The sequence below is a fragment of the Mesorhizobium sp. B3-1-8 genome (assembly GCF_006439495.1).
Classification (GTDB): domain Bacteria; phylum Pseudomonadota; class Alphaproteobacteria; order Rhizobiales; family Rhizobiaceae; genus Mesorhizobium.
Window position 1 is genome coordinate 185,437 of the sequence record NZ_VFTK01000006.1, and the last position, 20,467, is coordinate 205,903.

Annotated in this window: 21 protein-coding genes and 1 tRNA gene; 7 read left to right on the forward strand and 15 right to left on the reverse strand. The window is 63.8% G+C overall.

Features of this window, described 5'->3' with window-relative positions:
* Window positions 1–18: 18 nt before the first annotated feature.
* From FJ424_RS08135 to FJ424_RS08175, 8 genes are all read right to left on the reverse strand, one after another.
* Complete coding sequence (locus tag FJ424_RS08135; protein ID WP_140656336.1) at window positions 19–1,704, reverse strand: tetratricopeptide repeat protein; 1,686 nt, start codon at window positions 1,702–1,704, stop codon at window positions 19–21.
* Window positions 1,705–1,836: 132 nt separating this feature from the next.
* Window positions 1,837–3,477, reverse strand: a complete 1,641-nt coding sequence (locus tag FJ424_RS08140; RefSeq protein WP_140656333.1) for an ABC transporter substrate-binding protein — start codon at window positions 3,475–3,477, stop codon at window positions 1,837–1,839.
* A gap of 263 nt (window positions 3,478–3,740) precedes the next feature.
* Window positions 3,741–4,784 (reverse strand): alpha/beta hydrolase, encoded by a 1,044-nt coding sequence (locus FJ424_RS08145; protein WP_246677180.1) that lies wholly within the window; start codon window positions 4,782–4,784, stop codon window positions 3,741–3,743.
* A gap of 5 nt (window positions 4,785–4,789) precedes the next feature.
* Complete coding sequence (locus tag FJ424_RS08150) at window positions 4,790–5,467, reverse strand: isochorismatase family protein (protein WP_140656330.1); 678 nt, start codon at window positions 5,465–5,467, stop codon at window positions 4,790–4,792.
* Window positions 5,468–5,475: 8 nt separating this feature from the next.
* Window positions 5,476–5,736 carry a hypothetical protein gene (locus FJ424_RS08155; RefSeq protein WP_140656327.1) on the reverse strand — a complete coding sequence of 87 codons (261 nt, stop codon included), beginning with the start codon at window positions 5,734–5,736 and terminating at the stop codon, window positions 5,476–5,478.
* The gene (locus FJ424_RS08160) at window positions 5,736–7,040 is read right to left on the reverse strand and encodes a Xaa-Pro peptidase family protein (RefSeq protein ID WP_140656323.1); all 1,305 of its coding nucleotides are present in this window, start codon (window positions 7,038–7,040) and stop codon (window positions 5,736–5,738) included. The genes FJ424_RS08155 and FJ424_RS08160 overlap by 1 nt, the downstream gene beginning before the upstream one ends.
* Before the next feature lie 312 nt (window positions 7,041–7,352).
* Window positions 7,353–8,330: a GlxA family transcriptional regulator gene (locus tag FJ424_RS08170; RefSeq protein WP_140659760.1), complete on the reverse strand. Its 978-nt coding sequence runs from the start codon at window positions 8,328–8,330 to the stop codon at window positions 7,353–7,355.
* On the reverse strand, window positions 8,327–8,755 hold the full coding sequence (locus tag FJ424_RS08175; RefSeq protein ID WP_140659759.1) for an NUDIX domain-containing protein: 429 nt from the start codon (window positions 8,753–8,755) through the stop codon (window positions 8,327–8,329). The genes FJ424_RS08170 and FJ424_RS08175 overlap by 4 nt, the downstream gene beginning before the upstream one ends.
* A 90-nt stretch (window positions 8,756–8,845) precedes the next feature.
* Between FJ424_RS08175 and FJ424_RS08180 the strand changes: the two genes are divergently transcribed.
* Window positions 8,846–9,367 carry a GAF domain-containing protein gene (locus tag FJ424_RS08180; RefSeq protein WP_140659758.1) on the forward strand — a complete coding sequence of 174 codons (522 nt, stop codon included), beginning with the start codon at window positions 8,846–8,848 and terminating at the stop codon, window positions 9,365–9,367.
* A 25-nt stretch (window positions 9,368–9,392) separates the two neighbouring features.
* On the opposite strand, the gene FJ424_RS08185 is transcribed toward FJ424_RS08180, so the two are convergent.
* The gene (locus FJ424_RS08185; RefSeq protein ID WP_246677183.1) at window positions 9,393–10,412 is read right to left on the reverse strand and encodes a YeiH family protein; all 1,020 of its coding nucleotides are present in this window, start codon (window positions 10,410–10,412) and stop codon (window positions 9,393–9,395) included.
* 388 nt (window positions 10,413–10,800) lie between these two features.
* Here FJ424_RS08185 and FJ424_RS08190 point away from each other — a divergent pair, with 388 nt between their 5' ends.
* The 3 genes from FJ424_RS08190 to FJ424_RS08200 all read left to right on the forward strand — a co-directional run bounded on the left by FJ424_RS08190 (window position 10,801) and on the right by FJ424_RS08200 (window position 13,272).
* The gene (locus FJ424_RS08190; RefSeq protein ID WP_140659756.1) at window positions 10,801–11,265 is read left to right on the forward strand and encodes a GNAT family N-acetyltransferase; all 465 of its coding nucleotides are present in this window, start codon (window positions 10,801–10,803) and stop codon (window positions 11,263–11,265) included.
* A 29-nt stretch (window positions 11,266–11,294) separates the two neighbouring features.
* The gene (locus FJ424_RS08195) at window positions 11,295–11,678 is read left to right on the forward strand and encodes an ACT domain-containing protein (RefSeq protein ID WP_140659762.1); all 384 of its coding nucleotides are present in this window, start codon (window positions 11,295–11,297) and stop codon (window positions 11,676–11,678) included.
* 160 nt (window positions 11,679–11,838) lie between these two features.
* The gene (locus FJ424_RS08200; protein ID WP_140659755.1) at window positions 11,839–13,272 is read left to right on the forward strand and encodes an aldehyde dehydrogenase family protein; all 1,434 of its coding nucleotides are present in this window, start codon (window positions 11,839–11,841) and stop codon (window positions 13,270–13,272) included.
* 86 nt (window positions 13,273–13,358) lie between these two features.
* Here FJ424_RS08200 and FJ424_RS08205 read toward each other — a convergent pair whose 3' ends face one another.
* Window positions 13,359–14,141: an aspartate/glutamate racemase family protein gene (locus FJ424_RS08205; RefSeq protein WP_140659754.1), complete on the reverse strand. Its 783-nt coding sequence runs from the start codon at window positions 14,139–14,141 to the stop codon at window positions 13,359–13,361.
* Between the two features lie 103 nt (window positions 14,142–14,244).
* Between FJ424_RS08205 and FJ424_RS08210 the strand changes: the two genes are divergently transcribed.
* A complete protein-coding gene (locus FJ424_RS08210) occupies window positions 14,245–15,162 on the forward strand; it encodes a LysR family transcriptional regulator (RefSeq protein WP_181182254.1) in 918 nt (305 codons plus the stop codon).
* Window positions 15,163–15,213: 51 nt separating this feature from the next.
* Here the strand turns inward: FJ424_RS08210 and FJ424_RS08215 are convergent, their stop codons facing one another.
* Window positions 15,214–15,657: a hypothetical protein gene (locus tag FJ424_RS08215; RefSeq protein WP_246677181.1), complete on the reverse strand. Its 444-nt coding sequence runs from the start codon at window positions 15,655–15,657 to the stop codon at window positions 15,214–15,216.
* Window positions 15,658–16,146: 489 nt separating this feature from the next.
* Entirely contained in the window at window positions 16,147–16,326 is a 180-nt protein-coding gene (locus FJ424_RS08220; protein ID WP_140641327.1) for a hypothetical protein, read from the reverse strand.
* 307 nt (window positions 16,327–16,633) lie between these two features.
* On the opposite strand from FJ424_RS08220, the gene FJ424_RS33515 reads away from it, so the two are divergent.
* A complete protein-coding gene (locus FJ424_RS33515) occupies window positions 16,634–16,807 on the forward strand; it encodes a hypothetical protein (protein ID WP_181175269.1) in 174 nt (57 codons plus the stop codon).
* 125 nt (window positions 16,808–16,932) lie between these two features.
* On the opposite strand, the gene FJ424_RS08225 is transcribed toward FJ424_RS33515, so the two are convergent.
* The 3 genes from FJ424_RS08225 to FJ424_RS08235 all read right to left on the reverse strand — a co-directional run bounded on the left by FJ424_RS08225 (window position 16,933) and on the right by FJ424_RS08235 (window position 18,563).
* Window positions 16,933–17,166: a hypothetical protein gene (locus FJ424_RS08225; RefSeq protein ID WP_127306973.1), complete on the reverse strand. Its 234-nt coding sequence runs from the start codon at window positions 17,164–17,166 to the stop codon at window positions 16,933–16,935.
* A 188-nt stretch (window positions 17,167–17,354) separates the two neighbouring features.
* Window positions 17,355–17,428 (reverse strand) — tRNA-Gln (locus FJ424_RS08230).
* Between the two features lie 202 nt (window positions 17,429–17,630).
* Window positions 17,631–18,563 carry a YbhN family protein gene (locus FJ424_RS08235; protein WP_140659751.1) on the reverse strand — a complete coding sequence of 311 codons (933 nt, stop codon included), beginning with the start codon at window positions 18,561–18,563 and terminating at the stop codon, window positions 17,631–17,633.
* A gap of 266 nt (window positions 18,564–18,829) precedes the next feature.
* Here FJ424_RS08235 and FJ424_RS08240 point away from each other — a divergent pair, with 266 nt between their 5' ends.
* On the forward strand, window positions 18,830–20,197 hold the full coding sequence (locus FJ424_RS08240; RefSeq protein WP_140659750.1) for a Ppx/GppA phosphatase family protein: 1,368 nt from the start codon (window positions 18,830–18,832) through the stop codon (window positions 20,195–20,197).
* Window positions 20,198–20,467: the final 270 nt, after the last annotated feature.

A 20,467-nucleotide genomic window follows, 5' to 3' on the forward strand; every position in this document is an offset into this window, starting at 1 on the left:
ACGCCGAACCCCGCAGCCTCAATGACAACAGCAATGGTCTGCCTGCACGCTGGTCCGGCACAGGCATGACGAGGTGATCGCTACGTCCGCCTTGGCCAGCGCCGCAGCAAGCTTCGCCTTTAGCCCCGGCAATTCCTCTTTCTCGCCGCGTCGCTTCAGGCATTCGACCAGCCCGTGCAGCGCCCAGACATTGTCCGGGTGCTGGGCGCAGCGCTGCACGGCGCCGCTCAGGCCCAGATCGTCGCGATAGACTTGCTCGGCCTCCGCGGCGTGGCCCTGGTCGAGAAGGAGTGCCGCCAGCGCGTGGCGCGGCGGGTGCATCCAGGCCCACGGCTCGGTGTAGGAGAGATTGTCGTCGAGCTCGACCGCGCGCCGCAGATGCTCGTAGGCTTCATCATGCCGGCCCCGGTGGTAGGCAAGCTCGCCGTCGAGCAGGGCGGCGCCGACCGCGAGCGAGGCTTTTGTCGGGTTGCTGAGGAAGCGGCGCTCCGGTGCAATGCTGTCGATTTGCCGGCTAAATAGCTCGCGCTCGCGCTCGGCCGCCGCGAAGTCGCGCAGCGTCGCAAGCGCCACGCCCTTGGCGTAATGCTGCAGCGCGGTGGTCACCACATAGAGTTCGGGCTCGCCATTCATCGGCTCGTCGATGATCTCGCGCCAGCGCCCGAAGCGCACTTGCACATGCGATTTCATCGCATGGTAGCCCTCGACCGTCTGCGTCAGTTTCGGCCGCCCGGCAATGCTGACGACGTCGCGCGTCACCAGGCTGCGCACCTTGTCGGCGGCCCACAAGGCAGGGCGGTACTGGCCAAGGAACATGCAGGTGAACATCATCAGATGCAGGTCGTGGCAGCATCCAAGCAGGTAATAGGTCGGCTCGCCAGCATAGGCGAGGTAGAGATCGTTGGCGCGCACCGCCTTCTCGCTGGCGAGCTTCGCCTTCTCATACTCGCCGCAGAGCACGTAGATATGTCCGGGCATGTGGTTCATGTGGCCGGCATCCGGGCACATGGTCCCCAGCCGCTCCGCCGAGCGCGTGCCACGCTCGGGCTGCGTCGACATTTCGAGCAGGTGGATGTGAAGATGCAGCGCCGCCGGGTGCGACGCAGCACCTGCCTCGTCCGAGAGCCGGATCGAACGTTCGCAGATCTCCAGCGCTTCGAGCACGTCGGAATTCGGCGCCGGCGCGCCGGTCTTGAGGTTCCACAGGCGCCGCACCGTGCGCATCATCAGCGCCTCGACCGTCAGCGCCATCACGTCATGGTCGTCTGGAAAGTCCCGATAGACCTGACGCATCGCGGCCGCATAGGCGTCGTCCCATTTTTCGAACTCGGCCGCGCTCACGCCATGCGGCTGCTGGAATCGGGCGGCCAGCGCCTCGATCAGCCGCTGCTCGACGGGGCTTGCTTGCGCCGCGTTGGCTTGTGCAAGCCGCGCATGCTCGAAGCAGCGCCTGGCGACATGGTCGGCCTCGGCCTTGCCATGTTCCTTCCAGGTCAAATTGTAGAAAGGCCCGGCGGCATAGGCGATGCCCCAATGCACGAAGGCGCAGCCGGGATCGGTTTCCAGCGCCCTCTCGAAGCATTTGATGCCTTCCTCATGGTTGAAGCCGTAGCACCAGTTCAGCCCGATATCGAACCAGCGTTGCGTTTCCGCCGAGGATGTAGAGATGGGGCGGCGATAGGTGCCGAGATCGAAGTGGTCCATGCCTTGCTGCTTCTCGCATTCCCCCGGCGGACAGCCGGTCGGCGCACTCTGTGCCGAAATGCGTTGGCTTGGCAAACAGCAAACGGCCGGCGCGGCCTTGAACGCCGCGCCGGCCGCTCGGTCCTGGGAGGATCAGGACTCCAGCCACACCTTCTCGAAATGCTGCTCGAGGGCCTGATGCTGTTCGCAGCCCTGCACGCCCTTGCGATAGGTGCGGTAGACCGAGCGCCAATAGGGCTGGATGATGATGCCGGAGTCGCGCAGATTGGTCTCGATCTTGGCCATGATCTCCTTGCGCGCCGCCGCGTCCGGCGTCGCAAGCGCCTTGTCGAGCAGTTCGTCGAACTCCTTGTTGGCATAGGCGCTTTCATTCCAGGCCGCGCCGGACTTGTAAGCTAAAGCCAGCACCTGGACGCCGAGCGGCCGGCCGAGCCATTCGGTGCAGGAATAGGGGAACTTGCTCCAGTCGTTCCAGAAAGTCGCGGCCGGCAATACCGTGCGCTTGACCTTGAGGCCCGCCTCGCGGATTTGCGCCGCGATCGCATCGGCGGTGCTCTTTTGCCATTCGATGTCGACCGAGATGAGCTCATATTCGTGGTCGGTCTTGCCGGCTTCGGAAATCAGCTTCTTGGCCTGATCGACATCGCGCACCGCAGGGCCGATATCGGCGAATTCCGGATGCATGGGGCCGACATGGTGGTTGTCGGCGGGTTTTCCGCGACCGTCGAGGCCGAGCTTCAGCACTGCTGTATTGTCGACGGCGAATTGGGCGGCGCGGCGCACCTTGACGTCGTCATAGGGCGCGTTGGAGACATTGAAGCGCGCGACGATGGTCGAGCCGGTGGCGATCTCGGAGTTCTGCAGGCCCATCTGGTCGGTCTGCGACACGGCGTCCGAAGCGGTTTCGTGGTCGGTGTCGATCTCGCCGGATTCGAAGGCCGACAGCGTGGCGTTGGGGTCTGAGCCGTAATCGACCCATTTGATGCCGTCGAGATAGAACTCGCCCTTCCACCACGGCTTGTCCTTGCGCTTCACCTCGGCACCGGTCTCGGCGTCCCAGCTCACCAGTTCGCATGGGCCGGTGGTGATGGCCAAAGCCTTCTTCGGATCGGCATCGCCCTCATAGGAGCGGTGCATGATCAGCGCTGGATAATCGGCCATGCCGGCGATCAGCGAGATGTCGGGCTTTGGCAGGTTGATCTTGACGGTATGGTCGTCGATCTTCTGGATGCCGCCGTCGACCGGCTTCTTGGTGTCGGCGTTGACCAGCGCGCCCATGCGCGCGGCAACCGAGTTGCCGGCGACCGAGGCGTCGCACCAGCGGTTGAGGTTGTGGATCACATCGTCGGCGTTGAAAGTGTCGCCGTTCGACCAGGTGATGCCCTTGCGCACATGCAGCGTGATCGTCTTGGCGTCATCGCTGGTTTCCCAGCTTTCCAGCAGCCAGGGCTCGAAGGAAAAGTCGGTGTTCCAGCGCACCAGATATTCGTTGCACTGACGCGCGACATTCGACATCTCGACGCCGTCGAAGGTGCGCGGGTCTTTAAAGCCTTTGACGTTCATCGCCACACGCAGCACGCCGCCCTTTTTCGGCTCGGCGGCACGGGCAGGCGAGGCAGCGATCCCGCCCAGGGCCATCGCGCCGGCGGCGGTGACGCCGAAGCCGGCCATCAAAGCCAGATATTCGCGCCGGCTGATCGCGCCCTTCTTGAAATCGTCGGCGATCGGCCTGGCACGCGGGTGCAGTTTTCTGTCGGTCAGCATGAACTTCATCGTCGTTCCCTCTGTTGTTGGGCGCCCCGGGGACGCCATGCGCGGGGGCGGATGCGACCGCCGGAGCGCCATTGCCTGCGAAGGATGATAGGTCCGCTTTCCGCAGGGAAATGTTTGGTTTTCCGCAGTTCTTGTGCGCTGTTCCGCAGAGGGACAGCTGATCTCCCCCCTTGTGGGGGAGATGTCCGGTAGGACAGAGGGGGGCGCTGTCCCGCCATACGTCTCAGCGGATTGGAGATGTCTTCTCAGGCAGATGTCGGACGTTAGGAAACCGAAGGGTCGCGATCCTTCGCGCCCCCCTCTGGCCTGCCGGCCATCTCCCCCACGAGTGGGGAGATTAGCGCTCCGCCACCGGCACTCAGCCTTGCAATATCAGCGATAATCCTTCGAAACGCCGCCGCCGCGCGCGGTACCGTCGGGCGCGCCCGCAAGAAACTGTGCACCAGCCGCGGCTCCTCGCGCCACCACGCTTGTCCGCCGGCGGCAAGGATGCGGTCGCGATAGGCCTCGCCGTCCGACGACAGCGGATCGCATTCGGCGGTGACGGTCACTGTCGCCGGCAGACCGGAGAAATCACGAGCCATGAGTGGAGAAAGGGTCGGGTCCTCAGGCGATTGCCCAGGCGCCGAGCGGACGCGGCGGTAGAACTCGATGTCGGCGAGCGTCAGCAGCGGCGCCTCGGCGTGCTCGACATAGGAACGCCCGCTCTCGCCGCCGCCCAGGCCGGGATAGATCAACATCTGGCCGATGGCATGCCGCGCATGATGTCGCGTCGCTTGCGCCACCGCGGCGGCGAGGTTGCCGCCGGCGCTCTCGCCACAAAGCAAGATCGGCAGCGTGCTGGTCGCGGCGACCCATTCGAACACGGCAAGAGCATCGTCGAAGGAAGCTGGATGCAGATGCTCCGGCGCCAGCCGATAGTCGGCCGAGACCACCTCGAAACCGGTGCCGGCGCAGATTTCGGCACAGATGTCGTCATGGCTGTCGAGATCGCCGAGCACGAAGCCGCCGCCATGATAATAGACGACGATCGCCGCTGCCGCCTTGCCCACCATGCGGTAGAGCCGGACCGGGATGGCATGCGCCGCCGTGGCGACAAGGCCGTCGCTGGTCGTCACGCCTTCGGGATGTCCTTGATGGAAAGCCACGCACATTCTGTCGTACACGGCGCGCTGCTCGGCGATCGGCGCGGCCACGATCTCCGGCGGGTACCAGCTGTCGACCTTGTCGATATAGTCCCACAGCTCCGGGTCGAGCCGATCGGCATAGTTGCCGCGCCTCGCCGAGTTGCTTGGGTTGCTGGCCACTGCCGTCAGAGCTCGGCGTAGAGCCGCGCCGCGTTCTCGAAGGTGAAGCGCAGCGGCACCGAGCCCTCGACCTGCCAGACATTGACCGTGTCGCCTGCCATCAGCCGGCAGGCATCGAGCGTGTTGACGACGGCGCCGCCGTAGAGCCGGTTGGCGAGGTTGAGGATGCCGGTCTGATGCATGGCCGCACTTGCGCTGCCGCAGGCGTCCTTGACCAGCAGCACGCGAAAGCCGCGCGCCACCGCGTCCTTCACAGTGGCGTCGATGCAGGCCTCGGTCCAGACGCCGGCAATCACCAGCCATTCGATGCCGGCTGCCTTGAGCTTGTCGCCGAAATCGTTCTTGCCGAAGGCGCTGGCTTCCTGCTTGACCAGAGTGGCTTCGCCGTTTTGCGGCGCCACCTCATGGCAGATCGCCGTCAGCGGATCGTCCTTGTCGGAGAAGGCCGACTTGCCGCTTTCGTCCACCGGGTGGAAAGGCCGCGCCTCGGCAAGATCCACGATATAGGCCCAGTGGTGGAGCGGCACGAAATTGCGCCGCGCCGCCTCCTGCAGGCGCTGCACATTGGCGAGGATGTCGGCAAACCCCTCGACCAGATAGCGTCTGTCCTTGCGATGCTCCTCCTGGAGATCGATGAACACCGCGGCCACCGTGCCGCGTCGAATGGAAATGGGCGTTTTCATGCGTATGCTCAAACTTCGTCATTCCAGGGCGAAGCAGCCGCGTAGCGGCGTCGCGAAGACCCTGGAATCCATGCCGTTACCTTGATCGTCAATTGCTGCCTAACAGAATTCCGCACCGCGGCGAAGCGGAGACGGAACGGCATGGCTTCCAGGGTCTGCGCCGCGTCGCTTCGCTCCTTGCTTCGCCCTGGAATGGCGACGGCACAGGTGTTGCGGCCAATCGCCAAGGTTTGCGATGCCGGACCGGCGCTCATCGTGCTTGCCTGCATCAAACCTGCGGCTCCAGAAACTCATCCTCATAAGGAAAGCGCGAGAGCAGTTCGGTGCCGGTCTCGGTGATCAGGATCTCGTCCTCGAGCTTGACGCCTTCGCGGCCGCCTTTCTCGCCGATATAGCTTTCCACGCTCACCACCATGCCAGGCACGATGATGCCGTCGCGGCCATAGGTCTCGTAGTCCATCGAGTGCGCGATGAAAGGCGTTTCGCCATGCATGCCGACGCCGTGCATGACCGAGGTGTAGCGCTGGTCGACGAAGCGATCGGGGATTTTCCAGGCCTTCTCGGCAATCTCGCGGAACGCCATGCCGGGCTCCACGATTGAGATATTGTGCTGCACCTGGTCGTGCGCCATGCGGTAGAGCGATTTCTGATAGGGCGTCGGCTTGCCCGGGCCGCAGCGGAAGGTGCGCGAGAAGTCGGAATAATAGCCGTAGCAGCCGATCGTGTCGGTATCGAGCGCCAGCAACTCGCCCGGTCTGATTTTGCGGCCGCTCGCCTCGTTGAACCATGGATTGGTGCGCTGTCCCGAGGTGAGCAACCGGGTCTCGATGAACTCGCCGCCTTGCCGGATCACCTCGCCGTACATGATGGCGAACAGGTCGTTTTCGGAGACGCCGGGCTTGATCGCTTCGCGCACAGCCGCCACCGCGGCTTCGGCGCCCGCCATCGACACCTGCAGGCATTTGACTTCCTCCGGCGTCTTCACCGCGCGCACGGCGAGAATCTCGCCCTGGCAATCGCGCACCTCGCAGCCGCGCCTTTCCAGGGCCAGCGCCTGGAGATGGCTGCAGCGGTCGAGACCGAGCTTCATCGATCCGCCGCCATGCTTCTTCAGAAGCTCGGTGATCTCGTCGGCGAACGGCCCGGCAGTCTCGTCATCGCGGCCGGAGACGGAGGACCAGACGAGCTTGGAAGGCCGCGCCTCGTCGATGGTGTCGAGCACCATGGAGACGTGGTAGCTCTGCGGATATTCGAACAGCACGATCGGCCCTTCGGTCGGGATGAAGAAGTACCGCGTCGAGTTGCGCAGGAAATAGCCGAACATGTTGCGCGAGCCGGTGGCGTAGCGCTGGTTGTAGGGGTCGAACAGCACGATGCCGCCATAGCCCGCCTCGCGCATCCAGGCGCGCAGCTTGGCGAGCCGTCCCTTGCGCAGCGCGTCCGCGTCGATGAAGGACGGCTCGGTGTCGGAAAGCCACATGCCGCCGGCGGGATCGGCCGCGGCCGGATGGCGCATGCGGTCCTTGAAGTCCACATCCTCGGTGCTGTCGGGGTCGAAAACGACGATACTCATGGCGGGGTCTCCTGTTGGGGAGACCATAGCCGGACGCTGTAAGATCGCTGTGCGGAATTCCGCAGATGTCGTGCCGGGTGCCGCAGGCGAACGGGCAACGCCGTGATCCTTCGCGCCCCCCTCTGTCCTGCCGGACATCTCCCCCACAAGGGGGGAGATCAGATGTCGCGCATCGCTTCGCCAATCTCCAACGTCGAAAGGACGCGTTGGCGCCGGAACTGCCAATCTCCCCCCAAGTGGGGGAGATGTCCGGCAGGACAGAGGGGGGCGCTGTCCCGCCAGCGTTTCATCGCGTCAGCGCGCACAAACACACTAATGCCTTCTCATCGCCTTCGGCGCGTGACCATGTTCCTCGCGAAACGCCCTCGCAAAGCTCGACATCGACGCAAAACCGCAGGCCAGCGCCACATCGCGCACCATCAGCGTCGAATGCGCCAACAGGTCCGCCGCGCGCTTCAGCCGCAGCCGCCGGTAATATCCGTTGGGCGAGACATCCAGCTCGGCGCGGAAATTGCGCTCGAGCTTGTCGGACGACACGCCGAGCCTTGCCGCCAGCTCCGCCATGCCGAGCCGCTCTTCCACAGCGTCTTCCATGATGGCGATGGCCGACAGCACCAGCTCGTTCTGAACGCCGGTGCGCAGCCTGAGCGGCATCAGCTTGCGGTCGACGCTGGAGCGCAATGGAGAATGCACGAACCATTCGGCGACGCCCGCCGCGATCTCGGCGCCACAGTCGCGCGTGATGATCTCCAGCATCATGTCGAGGCTGCCGACGCCGCCGGCCGAGGTGAAGCGCTTGCGGTCGATGACGAAGAGATCGCGCCGAAGCTCGATATCCGGAAAAGCTTCGGTGAAGGCGGCCTGGCTCGTCCAGTGCAAGGTGCAGGCATGGCCGTCGAGCAGGCCGGCGCGGGCGAGGAAGAACGCCGCATCGGCGACAGCGCCGATATGCGCGCCGCCACGCAGGCTTTTGCGGATCCAGCTCATCGCTTCATCGGCCACGACGTGGTCGGCATCGCCACCGGAACACACGACGATGCGGTCGACCTTCGGCGCGTCGGAGGCTGAAAAGCCCGGCTGGATGACGACGCCGTTGGAGGCCTCGACCGTGCCCCGGTCTGCGCCGACGATCACCCAGCGGTAGCATTCGCGCCTGGCAAGCACGTTGGCCGCGCGCAGCGGCTCGATGACGGAAGAAAACGCCATCATTGGAAAGCCGGGAAAGACCAGCACCGCGAAGGTCAAAGGCGCTCCGCCCGCCGCCTGTTTTGGCTGGTTGCGTGAACTCATGGCTGGCGGCCGTAGCGCGGCAGCACGATATCGGCGGTGAGCGGCGCCAGTTCCATGCCGCTCGCCAGCTCCGGATTCAGCCAGATCATCTCCTCGATTTCTGCCGCCGGGACCGGCTCGCCGGTGATGGAGAGTTCGAACAGCTCGGCCTCGACGCGGGCGTCAGGCTCATTGACGGCAGGCGCCGAGAAGGAACCGAGATGGAAGGCCTCGGCCGGATCGACGGCAACGCCCAGCTCCTCGCGCAATTCGCGCGCAAGGGCGGCGGCCGGCAACTCGTCCGGCTCGATCTTGCCGCCGGCCTGCATGAAGGCGCTGGTACCGCGCTTGCGCACCAGAAGCAGCCTGCCGTCGTCGTCGCGGATGACAGCGGCGGCGATGCGGATCGTCCTGGCCCTCGCTGATCTGGAATGACTGGAGGTCACGATAGGCTGTTTCCCGACGGCGGTTTTGGTGGCACAGAGAGGTGAACTGTAGCCGGCCGCGCGGCCGGCTTGCAACGGAGAGATCAAACGATGTTCGCGGCAACGGCAATCGACACAAGCAACAAGCCGGCCTTCTACAAGGAGTTGGCCACGCAATTGAAAGCGCTGCTGGAAGGCGAGGGCGATTCCGTCGCCAATGCCGCCAACACGGCGGCGCTGATCTATCAGATGGTGCCCGGTCTCAACTGGGCCGGCTTCTATTTCCTCGCCTCCGAGGACGAGCTGGTGCTCGGGCCCTTCCAGGGCAAACCCGCTTGCGTTCGCATCGCTGTCGGCAAGGGCGTCTGCGGCAAGGCCATCGAACTCGACATGTCGATGCTGGTCAAGGACGTCAACGAATTTCCCGGCCACATCGCCTGCGATGCCGATTCGCGTTCCGAGCTGGTGGTGCTTTTGCGCGACGCTGAAGGCGCGTTCGGCGTGCTCGACCTCGACAGCCCGCTGCCCGGCCGCTTCGACAAGGAAGACCAGGCCGGCATCGAGAAACTCGCCGCGATCTATGTCGCGGCATGTGAGTTCGAGGACAATGACGAAGACGAAGACGAAGACTGAGAGGTGAGGCCGGCCCCGGCCTGCCTCAGGCGAACCTCACCAGCACCAGGCTGAAGCCCGCGATGAAGATGAACGCCGAGAAGGCCAGCATCAGTGGCCGCAGGCCGCGCGAGCGCAGCTCGGAAATATCGGCCTGAAGGCCCATGGCGGCGAGCCCCATGGTCAGCATGATCTGCGCGGCTAAAGCGATCACCGAGTGGAACTGGGCCGGGATCGCGACCAGGCTGTTCAACGCCACGATCGCGACGAAAGCGGCCACGAACCAGGGCATCGGCGGCTTTGCGCCGGATGCGTCGGTGCTGCCGCGGCGCGCCATCAGGCCGAGCGCGATCACCATCGGCGCCAGCATGGCGACCCGCGTCAGCTTGGCGACGGTCGCGGTCTCGCCGGAGAGCGTGCCGTTCTGGAAGCCGGCGCCGATCACCTGCGCCACCTCGTGGATCGAGGCTCCTGCCCACAGACCGAATGCGTGCTGATCGAGCCCAAGAACCGGCGCCAGCAGCGGAAAGCCGAGCATGGCGACGGTTCCGAACAGCGTGATCGCGGCAACGGCGTAGGTGACGTCCTCGTCGCGCGCATCGGTGACGATGTTGGTGGCGACGATCGCCGAGGCGCCGCAGATCGAGGTGCCGGCGGCGATGAGCTGCGCGAGCTTCCGGTCGACGCCGATCAGCCGGCCGAGCGTGACGGTGAAGAGGAAGGTGGCGCCGAGCGTGGCTGCGACGATGCCGACGCCGCCAAGGCCGATGCCCGCTACCTGGCCGAGCGTGAGCTGGAAACCCAGCAGCACGATGGCGAAGCGCAGCAGGCGCTTTTGCGAAAAGGCGATGCCGGCCTTGGCATGGGCAGGAAGGCCGAGCACGTTGGAATAGACCATGCCGGCGACGACCGCCAGGATCATCGGGCTGAACAAGGTGAGGCCGGAGAAACCGCGCGCAGAGTAGGCGACACTGGTGATCATCGCCACCAGCACCAGTCCCGGCACGACGCCGGTTGAGATCGAGGTTGGGGCAGGGCGCTTGCGCTCGGCGTTGGCCGAGTTCAGGCGAGTTGGAAGATCGTTCGCGGTGGCGAGCAGGAAGGACAATTCAATTCTCCAGGCGCTTCGCAGCCGGAATGCCATTCCAGAACCAATCTTTCCAACGAATTATTCGGGTTATAATGATCGATTTTTACGAACGATGCGGGAGAGGTTCGCCGGATCGGGCGAGGTGCCTGCCGTGTCGACGCTGCCGGCTTGACAGCGTCTCGGCTCCCGGTCCAATTTCCGGCCATGACCGCCTTTTTCGCAAATCCGCAGCGACGCCGCCGTTCGAAGGAGCGGCAAGCTGATTGCGTGAAGACAAAGGCCGGCTAGCAAGTCACCCGGTTCGTCCGTCCCAGCCCCGCCCATCGCAACGATCGGCGGGTTTTTTGCATTTTGGAGTGTCTGAATGAGCGTCGTTTCTTCCCTGGAGTTTCGGCCGGCCGAGCCGGCGGACGCCGCGGCAATCAAGGCCGTCGTGCGCGAAGCCTATGCCAAATGGGTGCCGGCGATCGGCCGCGAGCCCTTGCCGATGCGCGCCGATTACGACAAGGCCGTCCGCGAGCATCGGTTCGAGCTCGCCATCGAGAACGGCCGCATCATCGGCCTGATCGAAACCATTGCGCGTGACGATCATATTTGGATCGAGAATGTCGCCGTGGCTCCCGAGGCGCAGGGCAGGGGCATCGGGCGCAAGCTGCTCGACAGCGCCGAGCGCAAAGCCGTTGAAGCAGGCCTTCGCGAGCTTCGCCTGCTGACCAACAGTGCCTTCGTGACAAATGTGTCGCTGTACAAAAGGCTCGGCTATGCCATCGATCGTGAGGAGCCGTTCATGAACGGCACGACGGTCTATATGAGCAAGAGCCTTCCATGACCACGGCAACCAGAGACGGAATTCGACGAATGCCTGCCCGGATCAGATTGAAGCAACTTCCCGGTCTTTATGCGATTGCACGGCTTGAAGCTGGAGAAACTATTCCTGACTGGGCAGACGGACCAGGCTTCGTCAGCATCAGCAGGACGGACGACGAACTGTCGATCGCCTGTTTGCAGGAGCGTGTCCCGGCTGCCGTCAGGCAGGACAACGACTGGGTCGCCTTCAAATTCGAAGGCCCATTTGCCTTCGGCGAAACCGGCATCGTGCTGTCGGTAATCAGACCGCTGTCGGAAAATGCTCTGGGCATCTTCGTCGTCTCTACCTTCGACGGCGACCACCTGTTGGTGAAGGCCTCGGACGGGGCCGCGGCGATCCGGTTGCTGGGCGAAGCAGGACACACACTGTTCTAACTCTGTGGCGGCGGCATTCGCTCTGGCGCAACGCCTGACGCGCTGGCTCAAACACTTCAAGCTTGCGTTTGACAGAGCACATGCCGCATCGTTATTTCTGGCGATATATGACGACCACCTCACCACAATCGACCAAAAGCGGCCCGCAGGGAGCGAAACCATGTCACACGATCTGCAATTCTATATCGACGGCGCCTGGGTCGATCCCGTGGTGCCGAACACTCTCGACGTCATCGACCCCTCGAACGAAGACGCTTTCGCCCAGATTTCACTCGGCTCCAGGGCCGATGTCGACAAGGCGGTGGCCGCCGCCAAGCGCGCTTTCGCCACTTTCGGCTTCACCTCGGTCGAGGAACGGCTCGATATCCTCCACCGCGTCATCGAAGTCTACAAGAAGCGCAGCAAGGACCTTGCCCTCGCCGTTTCGCGCGAAATGGGCGCGCCGCGTCAGATGGCGCTGGACAGCCAGGTCGGGGTCGGCCAGGCGCATCTGGAAAAGATGGCCGAGGTGCTGAAGAGCTTCCAGTTCCGCCACGTCAAGGGCTCGGCGCTCATCGTCAAGGAGCCGATCGGCGTCGTCGGCCTGATCACACCGTGGAACTGGCCGCTGAACCAGATCACCTGCAAGGTCGGTCCCGCCCTTGCCGCCGGCTGCACAATGGTGCTCAAGCCGTCCGAGATCGCGCCGCTCGACGCCATCATCTTCGCCGAGATCATCGACGAGGCCGGCGTGCCGAAGGGCGTCTTCAACCTCGTCAACGGTGACGGTCCGGGCGTCGGCCAGGCGCTGGCCAGCCATCCCGATGTCGACATGATGTCCTTCACCGGCTCTACCCGCGCCGGCATCCTGGTCGCCAAGGCGGCGGCCGATACGGTCAAACGCGTGCATCAGGAACTCGGCGGCAAGTCGGCCAACATCCTGTTCCCCGATGTCGATCTGGAGCGGGCCGTCACCAAGGGCGTCGCTGGCTGCTTCGGCAACAGCGGCCAGTCCTGCAACGCGCCGACCCGCATGTTCGTGCCGCGCGACCGCCACGACGAGGCGGCGGGCTACGCCAAAAGGGCGGCGGAGAAGTTCACCGTCGGTCCGGCCGACGCGCCCGCGTCCAAGCTCGGCCCGGTGGTCAGCCAGTTGCAGTTCGACAAGATTCAAGCTTTGATCCAGAGCGGCATCGACGAGGGCGCCACGCTGGTGGCCGGCGGCCCCGGCCGCCCGGCCGAGCTCAACCGCGGCTATTATGTCCGCCCGACCGTCTTCGCCAACGTCACGCACGACATGCGCATCGCCAAGGAGGAGATCTTCGGGCCGGTGCTGTCGATCATGCCTTACGACACCGTCGAGCTGGCGGTCGAGCAGGCCAACGACACCGTCTTCGGCCTCGCCTCCTACATCCAAGCCAGGGACATCGAGAAGGCGCGCGACGTGGCTGCCCGCGTGCGCTCCGGCAATGTCTACATCAACTACCCAGCCTGGGATGCGGGCCTGCCTTTCGGCGGCTACAAGCAGTCCGGCAACGGCCGCGAATATGCCGAATACGGCCTGGAGGATTTCCTCGAGATCAAGGGCATCGCCGGTTACGAGGCGGCGGAGTAGGCATCACGGGTCGAACCAGGCCTCCGAAGAAGCTTATGAAGGGCGCGGCCTCGGCCGCGCCTTTTCATTCGGGCTGACCGCGCAGGTCAGACGTGGCCGTAGAAATCCCGGTGCACGGCGACGGAATAGGCATAGTCCAGCAAGGTCGACCAGCTGAACACGGGCATGTCGATTTCGCGCTGTATTGCCCGGCCAAAGGGCTGAAACCCGGTGCATTCCAGAACCATGGCTCCCATGTCCGAATGGGCGGCGGCGAAATCCTTCGCGACCTTGACGATGTCGCGCTCGGCCAGGTCATAATCCGCGGTAGGGATTTCGGGCCGGATGTCCTTTGTCCAGAGATTGTCGAATTGTGGGGTCTTGCCGTCATCCTTGGCGCCGTGGACGATATAGTTCGTTCCGAGCGTCACGCCGACCGAAGTCAGGTGCCGGTCACTGAGCCGGTCGCCCTCGGCGACGAGAATGCCGACGACCCTTTCGGGACCGATGATCATCTGGGCGAGGGGTACCTGCAGCAGGCTCGACGCGAAAACCGGCACATCGACGCTGGCCGCGATCTCCTTCTGGAACCAGGCGAAGTAGCCGCATTCGGCGGCGATCGCGCGACATCCCATGCGTTCCAGCTTCCGCGCGGCCCTGACAATCGGCTTGAGCAGGGCTTTCTTGTCGTCGCCGCGGACGAGGTGCTGGATGTCGACGCCTTCGGCGATTTCATACTGGATCGGAAAGGGATAGGCGCTGGCGTTGCGCACGTCGCCGGGGAACCCGGGATAGACCTCGTCCAGGATGATGATGCCCAGGCCCATTCCGTAGCAGGAATGATTTTTGCGGGCGTGAATTCGTTGAATCCCTGAATCGCGAGCCGTCATCCAAATCTCCGCACATCGTTGCGGCGAAGCTAGTTGCTTATGAATGCGCCAGGAAATAGCGTTTCGTTATGATCATCCAAAGACGCTTATGAAGGTGCCCGTCATGCTTTCCCGACGCGGTGAGATATCCGTGCGCCGTGTGCGCAGCCTGCTGACGGTGCTGGAACTGAACTCGTTCACCCAGGCTGCGGAAGAGCTGGGCCTTACCCAGCCGGCCATCTCGCAGCACGTCACGCAGCTGGAAAAGCAATTGGGCTTCACGCTTCTGGTCCGCGACCGCGAAGGGCTTCGGCTCAGCCCCGCCGGCAGTTCGCTGCTGCCCGGGCTGCGGCGGCTTGTTGCGGGCAATGAGGCAATCGTCGATCAGCTCGCTTCGCTCAGCCTCGGCACCGAGCAGATCCTGCGGGTTGCAAGTGTGGCGTCCTTCGCCGCGATGTTCATTGGCCCCGCCTTTCATGCGCTGCGGCCCCGGTTCCCGAACCATGTGCTCGATATCGTGGAGATCGACAGCGAGGAAACGTTTCAGCTCGTGAGGTCGAACGAGATCGATTTCGGCATCAGTAGCGTGTTCGTTCCGTCGCCCGGTCTGCTGTTCGAGCTGCTCTGCCAGGACGGCGCCTGCGTCGTCCTGTCGACATCGCATCCTCTCGCCGCCAGATCCGAGCTTGCCGACGAAGAGGTGCTTGCCGAACCTTTCATCCGCTTTCCCTCCGGAACGACATCGGGCAATTGGCTGGCCATGATGTCGGAGCGGTCCGGCCTGCAGCCGAGAACCGTCGTCGAGGTGCGCCAGCTTATGACCGGCTGCCAGCTCGCGCAGCAGAACATCGGCCTGACCGTCGTCCCCGAGATCGCCGCCAGATCGTGCCCGCTGCCCGGCCTGGCCGTTGTTCCCTTGCGGGATGGCCTGCCGCCGAGAAAGCTGGGCGTGGTCACCAGCGAGTTTCACCAGCCGTCGCAATTCGAGAATGCGGTTCTCTCAAAGCTGCGTGAAATGACCTGGCCGCTTCGAAGCATTTAGGCCGGAAGATACCCCTCCAGTAGCGAGAGGTAACTGAAATCACCGGCTAGCTTACGGATTCGCCCGCCGCGCGAAATGCTCATACGTCACACGCCAGGGATCGCCATCGGCGGCTCTTTCCTCCCCGATCCAATGAAAGCTGTCGGCCGTGATCTCGGTGAAGCGCCATCTCGCTTGCAGGCCCCGCCAGTCTTCCCCGATCTGGACGATGTCCTTGCCCTCGGCCCGTCCGATCTGGCGCGAATAATCCTGGTTGAGCGGATCGCTCCAGATGATGTGCCAGCCGCCGATCCTAGGATCGAAGATGCGCAAGGTCGTGCCGTACATGGTGGACGGAGCAGGGCGCCTGGGTCTTATCCAGAGGTCCTGGATGGCGCGGCCTTCGAGCACCCAGCCGAAATGGCATTCGCCAGTCGATTTCTGGATGGCGCCGTCATCGAGGTGATGGATCGTATCCATGTCCCAGCTCCCGACCAGCCATCCATAGAGACTCATCTCCTTCCGCCGCTCGGTTGGAGGACCTTCGGACGTAAGGGCAGTGAAAAACGAGGATATTGGCATGATCTTTCTCAACCGAACGGCAGGGCAGCGGCCATGCGCTGACAACCCTCGCAGCGTTGCCGGTTCCGGGCTTGGGAAAAATTGCTGTAATGCGGCGATGGATCAAACTGCCGGCAAGGCGACTGGCGTCCACGCACCATGCTTTGAATGCGAGACGTCAGCGCGACGCTGGTGGGAAATATGCCCCCTCTATTCCCCGTCAATCCGGCACCATCTCGCGATCCGGGCAAGCTCATTTGCTGCTGCTCCGCATCCATGTGGAGGCGTCGCCCACCGGATAGCCGCGCAGGTCATGCCCAGATATCGATACCGACCGGGAGGTTGGCCTTGCTGACTGAGGGCGGCGAGCGGCCCGGCAGCACTTCGAACAGAAAGAGCCCCGCCGGCGAGATGCCTGCGGGGCTCTTTCAGCGGACGTGTCGATTACCGACGATCGCTTCCGCGGCCATCATGGTGGCTGCCATGCGCACCGTTCAGGCACTGGGTCCAGTAATCGTCGTGATTGCTGCAGGAGTTGATAGTCGCCTGCTGAGCATAAGCCGAGCCAACGAGCCCAGAAGCAGCAACAATTGCAAGAACTGCATTACGAAGGAACTTGGTCATTTCATTTTCCTTTGTTTTTAAATCCGGTCGCGCCGGTCGATGACGGTTTTGCCGCGCATTCGTTTCGGTCCGATGGCGCCTGGGCGCGTATTTGTTTCGAAAAGGAAACTGCGCGATGGCGGCAGATCGATTCGGCCGGGGGCCTTGAACTCATTTGCACGCAAATGTTTCAGGGCGAACTGTTCCGGTTACGGGCCTCCTGTTTCCGTGCAATGCGACGGAAACATTCATCGATCATTTAGCTCGCCATAACGAAGGCAGCAGGGATCGACCCCCTCCCTGCCACGGCGAACCAGGGATGAGATCTATGTCGATACTGAAGACGTTGAACCGCATGGGCGCGGCCTTGAAATATGCGCAGGATGCCCGCAACCCGACGCGGATGCGGAACGGGCTGCCGTCCGACAATCAGTCGGATGTTTGCTGGCCGGTAATGCCGACAACCAAACATTTGTCGTCGAACATTTGGGGCGCGATCTGAAATAGCGATCGCTCCCAAGCCGGATCATTGATGTGCGATGGCACGATCACGTTGCAAGCTTCGGGTAACGGGCCGCAACCGCGCCTCTCGGCATCTCCCGAGCTCGTCGCGAGTGTGTTTGCGGCTTACCCACGTCCCGCCTCGATGATACCGACCATTGCCCGGGTAAATTCGACCATGCTGTTTGCCGTCATGGCTGCATTGTCGGGAGACTGCCCGATATGCTCGGCCGCTCCGCAGCATGACCGGCGGATGCTGTCGTAGTATGGATCTCTCTCATCGTCCGGCATCGTCGCCAAATTGAGGGCGCGACGATGGATCATGCGCAACAGCTGCGCCAATGCCGTTTCGACACTCATGCGTTTGCTCCGCATCGGTCGGGCGTCTCGGCATACTGGGTGCCGGATCGTCGATCGGGGACCTCCCGATTCGAACAGGCTGCGCCTCAGCCGTTAACATATCGTTTATTGCTAATATAACCGCAGATCGGGCGGAGCTCAGCCCATGGCGAAGCCCACTGTGATGTTTGGCAATTCGCGGAAACTTGTGGCTGGGGAACCTGGATTCGAACCAGGACTAACGGAGTCAGAGTCCGTGGGTCTACCGTTAACCTATTCCCCAGCAGGCGCGATTGGTATCGCGCGAAGCGGGCGGCTCATGTGCCGCGAGCGCTGCCTTGTAGCCGCCATCGAAAAATAGTCAAGCCCGCAGCAGAGATCAACCGCAGGCTTTTTGAGCCTTTGTCCGATGCATGTCGTTCGCCCAAAACCGCTCTGCGCTTTTGGGCGACATGCATTGGCTCCGCCGCCAGACGCCGAAGGCTTCAGTTCTCCTCGCGGCTGTATTGCGAATGCTCGAAATAGAGCACCACCCCAAGGCCGATCAGCAGCGGAATGATGAGATAGAACAGGCGGAACACCAGAAGGGCGGCGAGCACGCCGACTGGGTCCATGTCCGAAAGGCCGGTGAGGAAGACGAACTCGAACACGCCGAGCGCGCCCGGCGCGTGCGACAACAGCCCGATCGAGAACGACACCATGAACACGCCGAGCACGACGAAATAGCCGGGATTGCTAACCTCGGGCAGGGCAAAATAGATGATCGCGGCGGCCCCAAGCAGCTCGACTGGCCCGATCAGCAATTGCCGCGCCACGATCGGCAGCGCCGGATAGTGCAGCTGGAAGCTGCCTATCTTCAGCGGTCTGAGCCGCAACCAGCTGCCGAAGGCGTAGGCGCCGACAAGGATGAGCATGGCGAGCCCGGTGGCGAAGGCCGCGCCGTGATGCGGCGCGCCCGTGAAACGATCGATGATCTGGGGTTCGAGCAACAGCACGAGGCCGCCGAGGAAGATGCTGGACAGGATGAAGGTGAACCAGCAGATCGCCACCAGCACGCCGACCTCCTGGCCGGTCAGTCCCCGCGTCGCATAGGCGCGGTAGCGGATCACCGCACCGGAAAACACGGAGCCGCCGATATTGTGCGACACCGCGTAAGTGGTGAAGGAGCACAGCGTGACGAACAGCCACGATACCTTCTTGCCGATATGCAAGAGCGCGATGTGGTCGTAGCCGGCGAGCGCGGCGTAGGCGACGATCGAGCACAGCGCCGCGAGCAGCCAGCCGCGCGGCGGGATGGCGGAAATGCCGACCCAAACATCGTTGAGCGAAATGCCGCGCAGTTCGTGAATGAGCAGCCACAGCGAGAACGCCACGGCCGCGATGCCTACGACCGGCCAGAAATAGCGCCTCCAATTCATGGCGTCGTCATCATGCGTTGCAGCTCATTGATTTGATGTGCCCAAACCCTTTCGAACCCCTCGTTTGAGACATGCCCGATTGAAGCCGGCTATTCAACCGGCAAGACATTGCCCCTACGTGACGCCGGCAAAAAGTGAGGTTAGCGAAATTCGGCCATGCGCTCTTGGTGATTGCGAACGGCGCTGCTACTCTGCCCTCAACTTGAAACAAATCGAGGTGCCTGCTGCGTCCGTTCCCGGTTCGCGCGGCGCCGGAAGGAACTGAAGTGGAAGACCACGATACCGGCGCGGGCGCGTCGGCAGTGGGCATGTCCGGGGCATCGCCGACGCAGTCGGCGGGCCAGCACACGGCGCGATTCAGCCGCCACGCGGGTGCGCACCAAAGACATGCCGACCCCAGACATGCCAACCAGAGGCAAACTGGCGCAAGTCAGGCCGACCAGCAGGGCGATCAGCCGAAAGGCAAGACGCGCAAGCGCCGCAAGCGCAGGCGCGGCCGCAAGGTGTTCGCGCGCGACGACAGCGGCGCGCTGCCGCATGCCGCGCCTGCCAGCGTGGCGGCAAACCAACCTCGGAACGCGCCGCCACAGGTTGAGCCAAGGCTGTCGGTCCCACAGCGTCCGCCGCAGCAGGAATTGCCGGTTTTCGCCGCGCTCGACCTCGGCACCAACAATTGCCGGCTGCTGGTCGCGGTGCCCGGCCGTCACGGCCAATTCCGCGTCATCGACGCTTTCTCGCGCATCGTCAGGCTGGGCGAGGGGCTCACCGCCAGCGGTCGACTAAGCCAGGCCGCGATGGACCGCGCCGTCGAGGCGCTGAAGATCTGCGGCGAGAAACTGCGCAACCGCAAGATCAGGAAAGCCAGGCTGATCGCCACCGAAGCCTGCCGTTCGGCCGCCAACGGCGTCGAATTCCTGGACCGCGTCGAGCGCGAGGCCGGGCTGAAGCTCGAAATCATCGACCGCCAGACCGAGGCCCGCCTTGCCGTTTCCGGTTGCGGCTCGCTGGTCGAGCGCGACACGCAGGGCGTGGTGCTGTTCGATATTGGCGGCGGCTCGTCCGAAATCGCCCTGATCGACCTGACCGGACGGCGCTCTCCGCGGCTCGCCAATCACATCGTGTCGTGGACCTCGCTGCCTGTCGGCGTGGTGTCGCTCGCCGAGCGCTTCGGCGGACGCACGGTGACGCGCGAGACCTTCGCCGCCATGGTCGACGACGTGGCTACGCGCCTGAAGGTCTTCGACGGCCGCGACCGGCTCGCACATGTACTGGCCAGCCCCAACTTCCATCTGCTCGGCACCTCCGGCACGGTGACGACGCTGGCCGGCGTGCATCTCGATCTCGAGCGCTACGACCGCCGCCGTGTCGATGGCCTCTGGATGGATCGCGACAGCGTCGATCGCATGATCGAGCGGCTGATCGGCTGGGATTTCCAGCAGCGCTGCGCCAATCCCTGCATCGGCGCCGACCGCGCCGACCTGGTGCTCGCCGGCTGCGCCATACTGGAAGCGATCCGCGGCGTTTGGCCGTCCGAGCGGCTGCGCGTCGCCGACCGCGGCCTGCGCGAGGGAATCCTGAGCGAACTGATGGCCGATGACGGCGTCTGGCGTGGCGATGGTGGGCGCCGGGCATGATCCCAAAAGGTGGCCGCGTTGTTTTGATCAGCAGTCGACCCCCGCTCCGTCGAGCTTCGCTCGACACCTCTCCCCCGATCGACGGGGGAGAGGAAAGGCGCGAGGTCGCCAGCCTTGGCTCCCTTCCTCTCCCTCCGAAGGGGGGAGAGGTGGCGCCGCGAAGCGGCGGCGGAGTGGGGGAAGCCCTCCGTGAAACGCGAAGCCGTCGCAAAACCGGCACGATGAAGCGAGCGAGAAAAAGCCGACCAGAAATCCTGATGCCGAATCTCA

What these genes read in the sequence shown, in the direction of transcription:
- FJ424_RS08215 (WP_246677181.1), bottom strand. Translation starts at nt 15,657, where the DNA reads ATGAGTCTCTATGGATGGCTGGTCGGGAGCTGGGACATGGATACGATC.
- FJ424_RS33515 (WP_181175269.1), top strand. Translation starts at nt 16,634, where the DNA reads ATGTCGATACTGAAGACGTTGAACCGCATGGGCGCGGCCTTGAAATAT.
- FJ424_RS08170 (WP_140659760.1), bottom strand. Translation starts at nt 8,330, where the DNA reads ATGAGTTCACGCAACCAGCCAAAACAGGCGGCGGGCGGAGCGCCTTTG.
- FJ424_RS08210 (WP_181182254.1), top strand. Translation starts at nt 14,245, where the DNA reads ATGCTTTCCCGACGCGGTGAGATATCCGTGCGCCGTGTGCGCAGCCTG.
- FJ424_RS08150 (WP_140656330.1), bottom strand. Translation starts at nt 5,467, where the DNA reads ATGAAAACGCCCATTTCCATTCGACGCGGCACGGTGGCCGCGGTGTTC.
- FJ424_RS08205 (WP_140659754.1), bottom strand. Translation starts at nt 14,141, where the DNA reads ATGACGGCTCGCGATTCAGGGATTCAACGAATTCACGCCCGCAAAAAT.
- FJ424_RS08220 (WP_140641327.1), bottom strand. Translation starts at nt 16,326, where the DNA reads ATGACCAAGTTCCTTCGTAATGCAGTTCTTGCAATTGTTGCTGCTTCT.
- FJ424_RS08225 (WP_127306973.1), bottom strand. Translation starts at nt 17,166, where the DNA reads ATGAGTGTCGAAACGGCATTGGCGCAGCTGTTGCGCATGATCCATCGT.
- FJ424_RS08235 (WP_140659751.1), bottom strand. Translation starts at nt 18,563, where the DNA reads ATGAATTGGAGGCGCTATTTCTGGCCGGTCGTAGGCATCGCGGCCGTG.
- FJ424_RS08200 (WP_140659755.1), top strand. Translation starts at nt 11,839, where the DNA reads ATGTCACACGATCTGCAATTCTATATCGACGGCGCCTGGGTCGATCCC.
- FJ424_RS08155 (WP_140656327.1), bottom strand. Translation starts at nt 5,736, where the DNA reads ATGCAGGCAAGCACGATGAGCGCCGGTCCGGCATCGCAAACCTTGGCG.
- FJ424_RS08180 (WP_140659758.1), top strand. Translation starts at nt 8,846, where the DNA reads ATGTTCGCGGCAACGGCAATCGACACAAGCAACAAGCCGGCCTTCTAC.
- FJ424_RS08135 (WP_140656336.1), bottom strand. Translation starts at nt 1,704, where the DNA reads ATGGACCACTTCGATCTCGGCACCTATCGCCGCCCCATCTCTACATCC.
- FJ424_RS08140 (WP_140656333.1), bottom strand. Translation starts at nt 3,477, where the DNA reads ATGAAGTTCATGCTGACCGACAGAAAACTGCACCCGCGTGCCAGGCCG.
- FJ424_RS08195 (WP_140659762.1), top strand. Translation starts at nt 11,295, where the DNA reads ATGCCTGCCCGGATCAGATTGAAGCAACTTCCCGGTCTTTATGCGATT.
- FJ424_RS08160 (WP_140656323.1), bottom strand. Translation starts at nt 7,040, where the DNA reads ATGAGTATCGTCGTTTTCGACCCCGACAGCACCGAGGATGTGGACTTC.
- FJ424_RS08190 (WP_140659756.1), top strand. Translation starts at nt 10,801, where the DNA reads ATGAGCGTCGTTTCTTCCCTGGAGTTTCGGCCGGCCGAGCCGGCGGAC.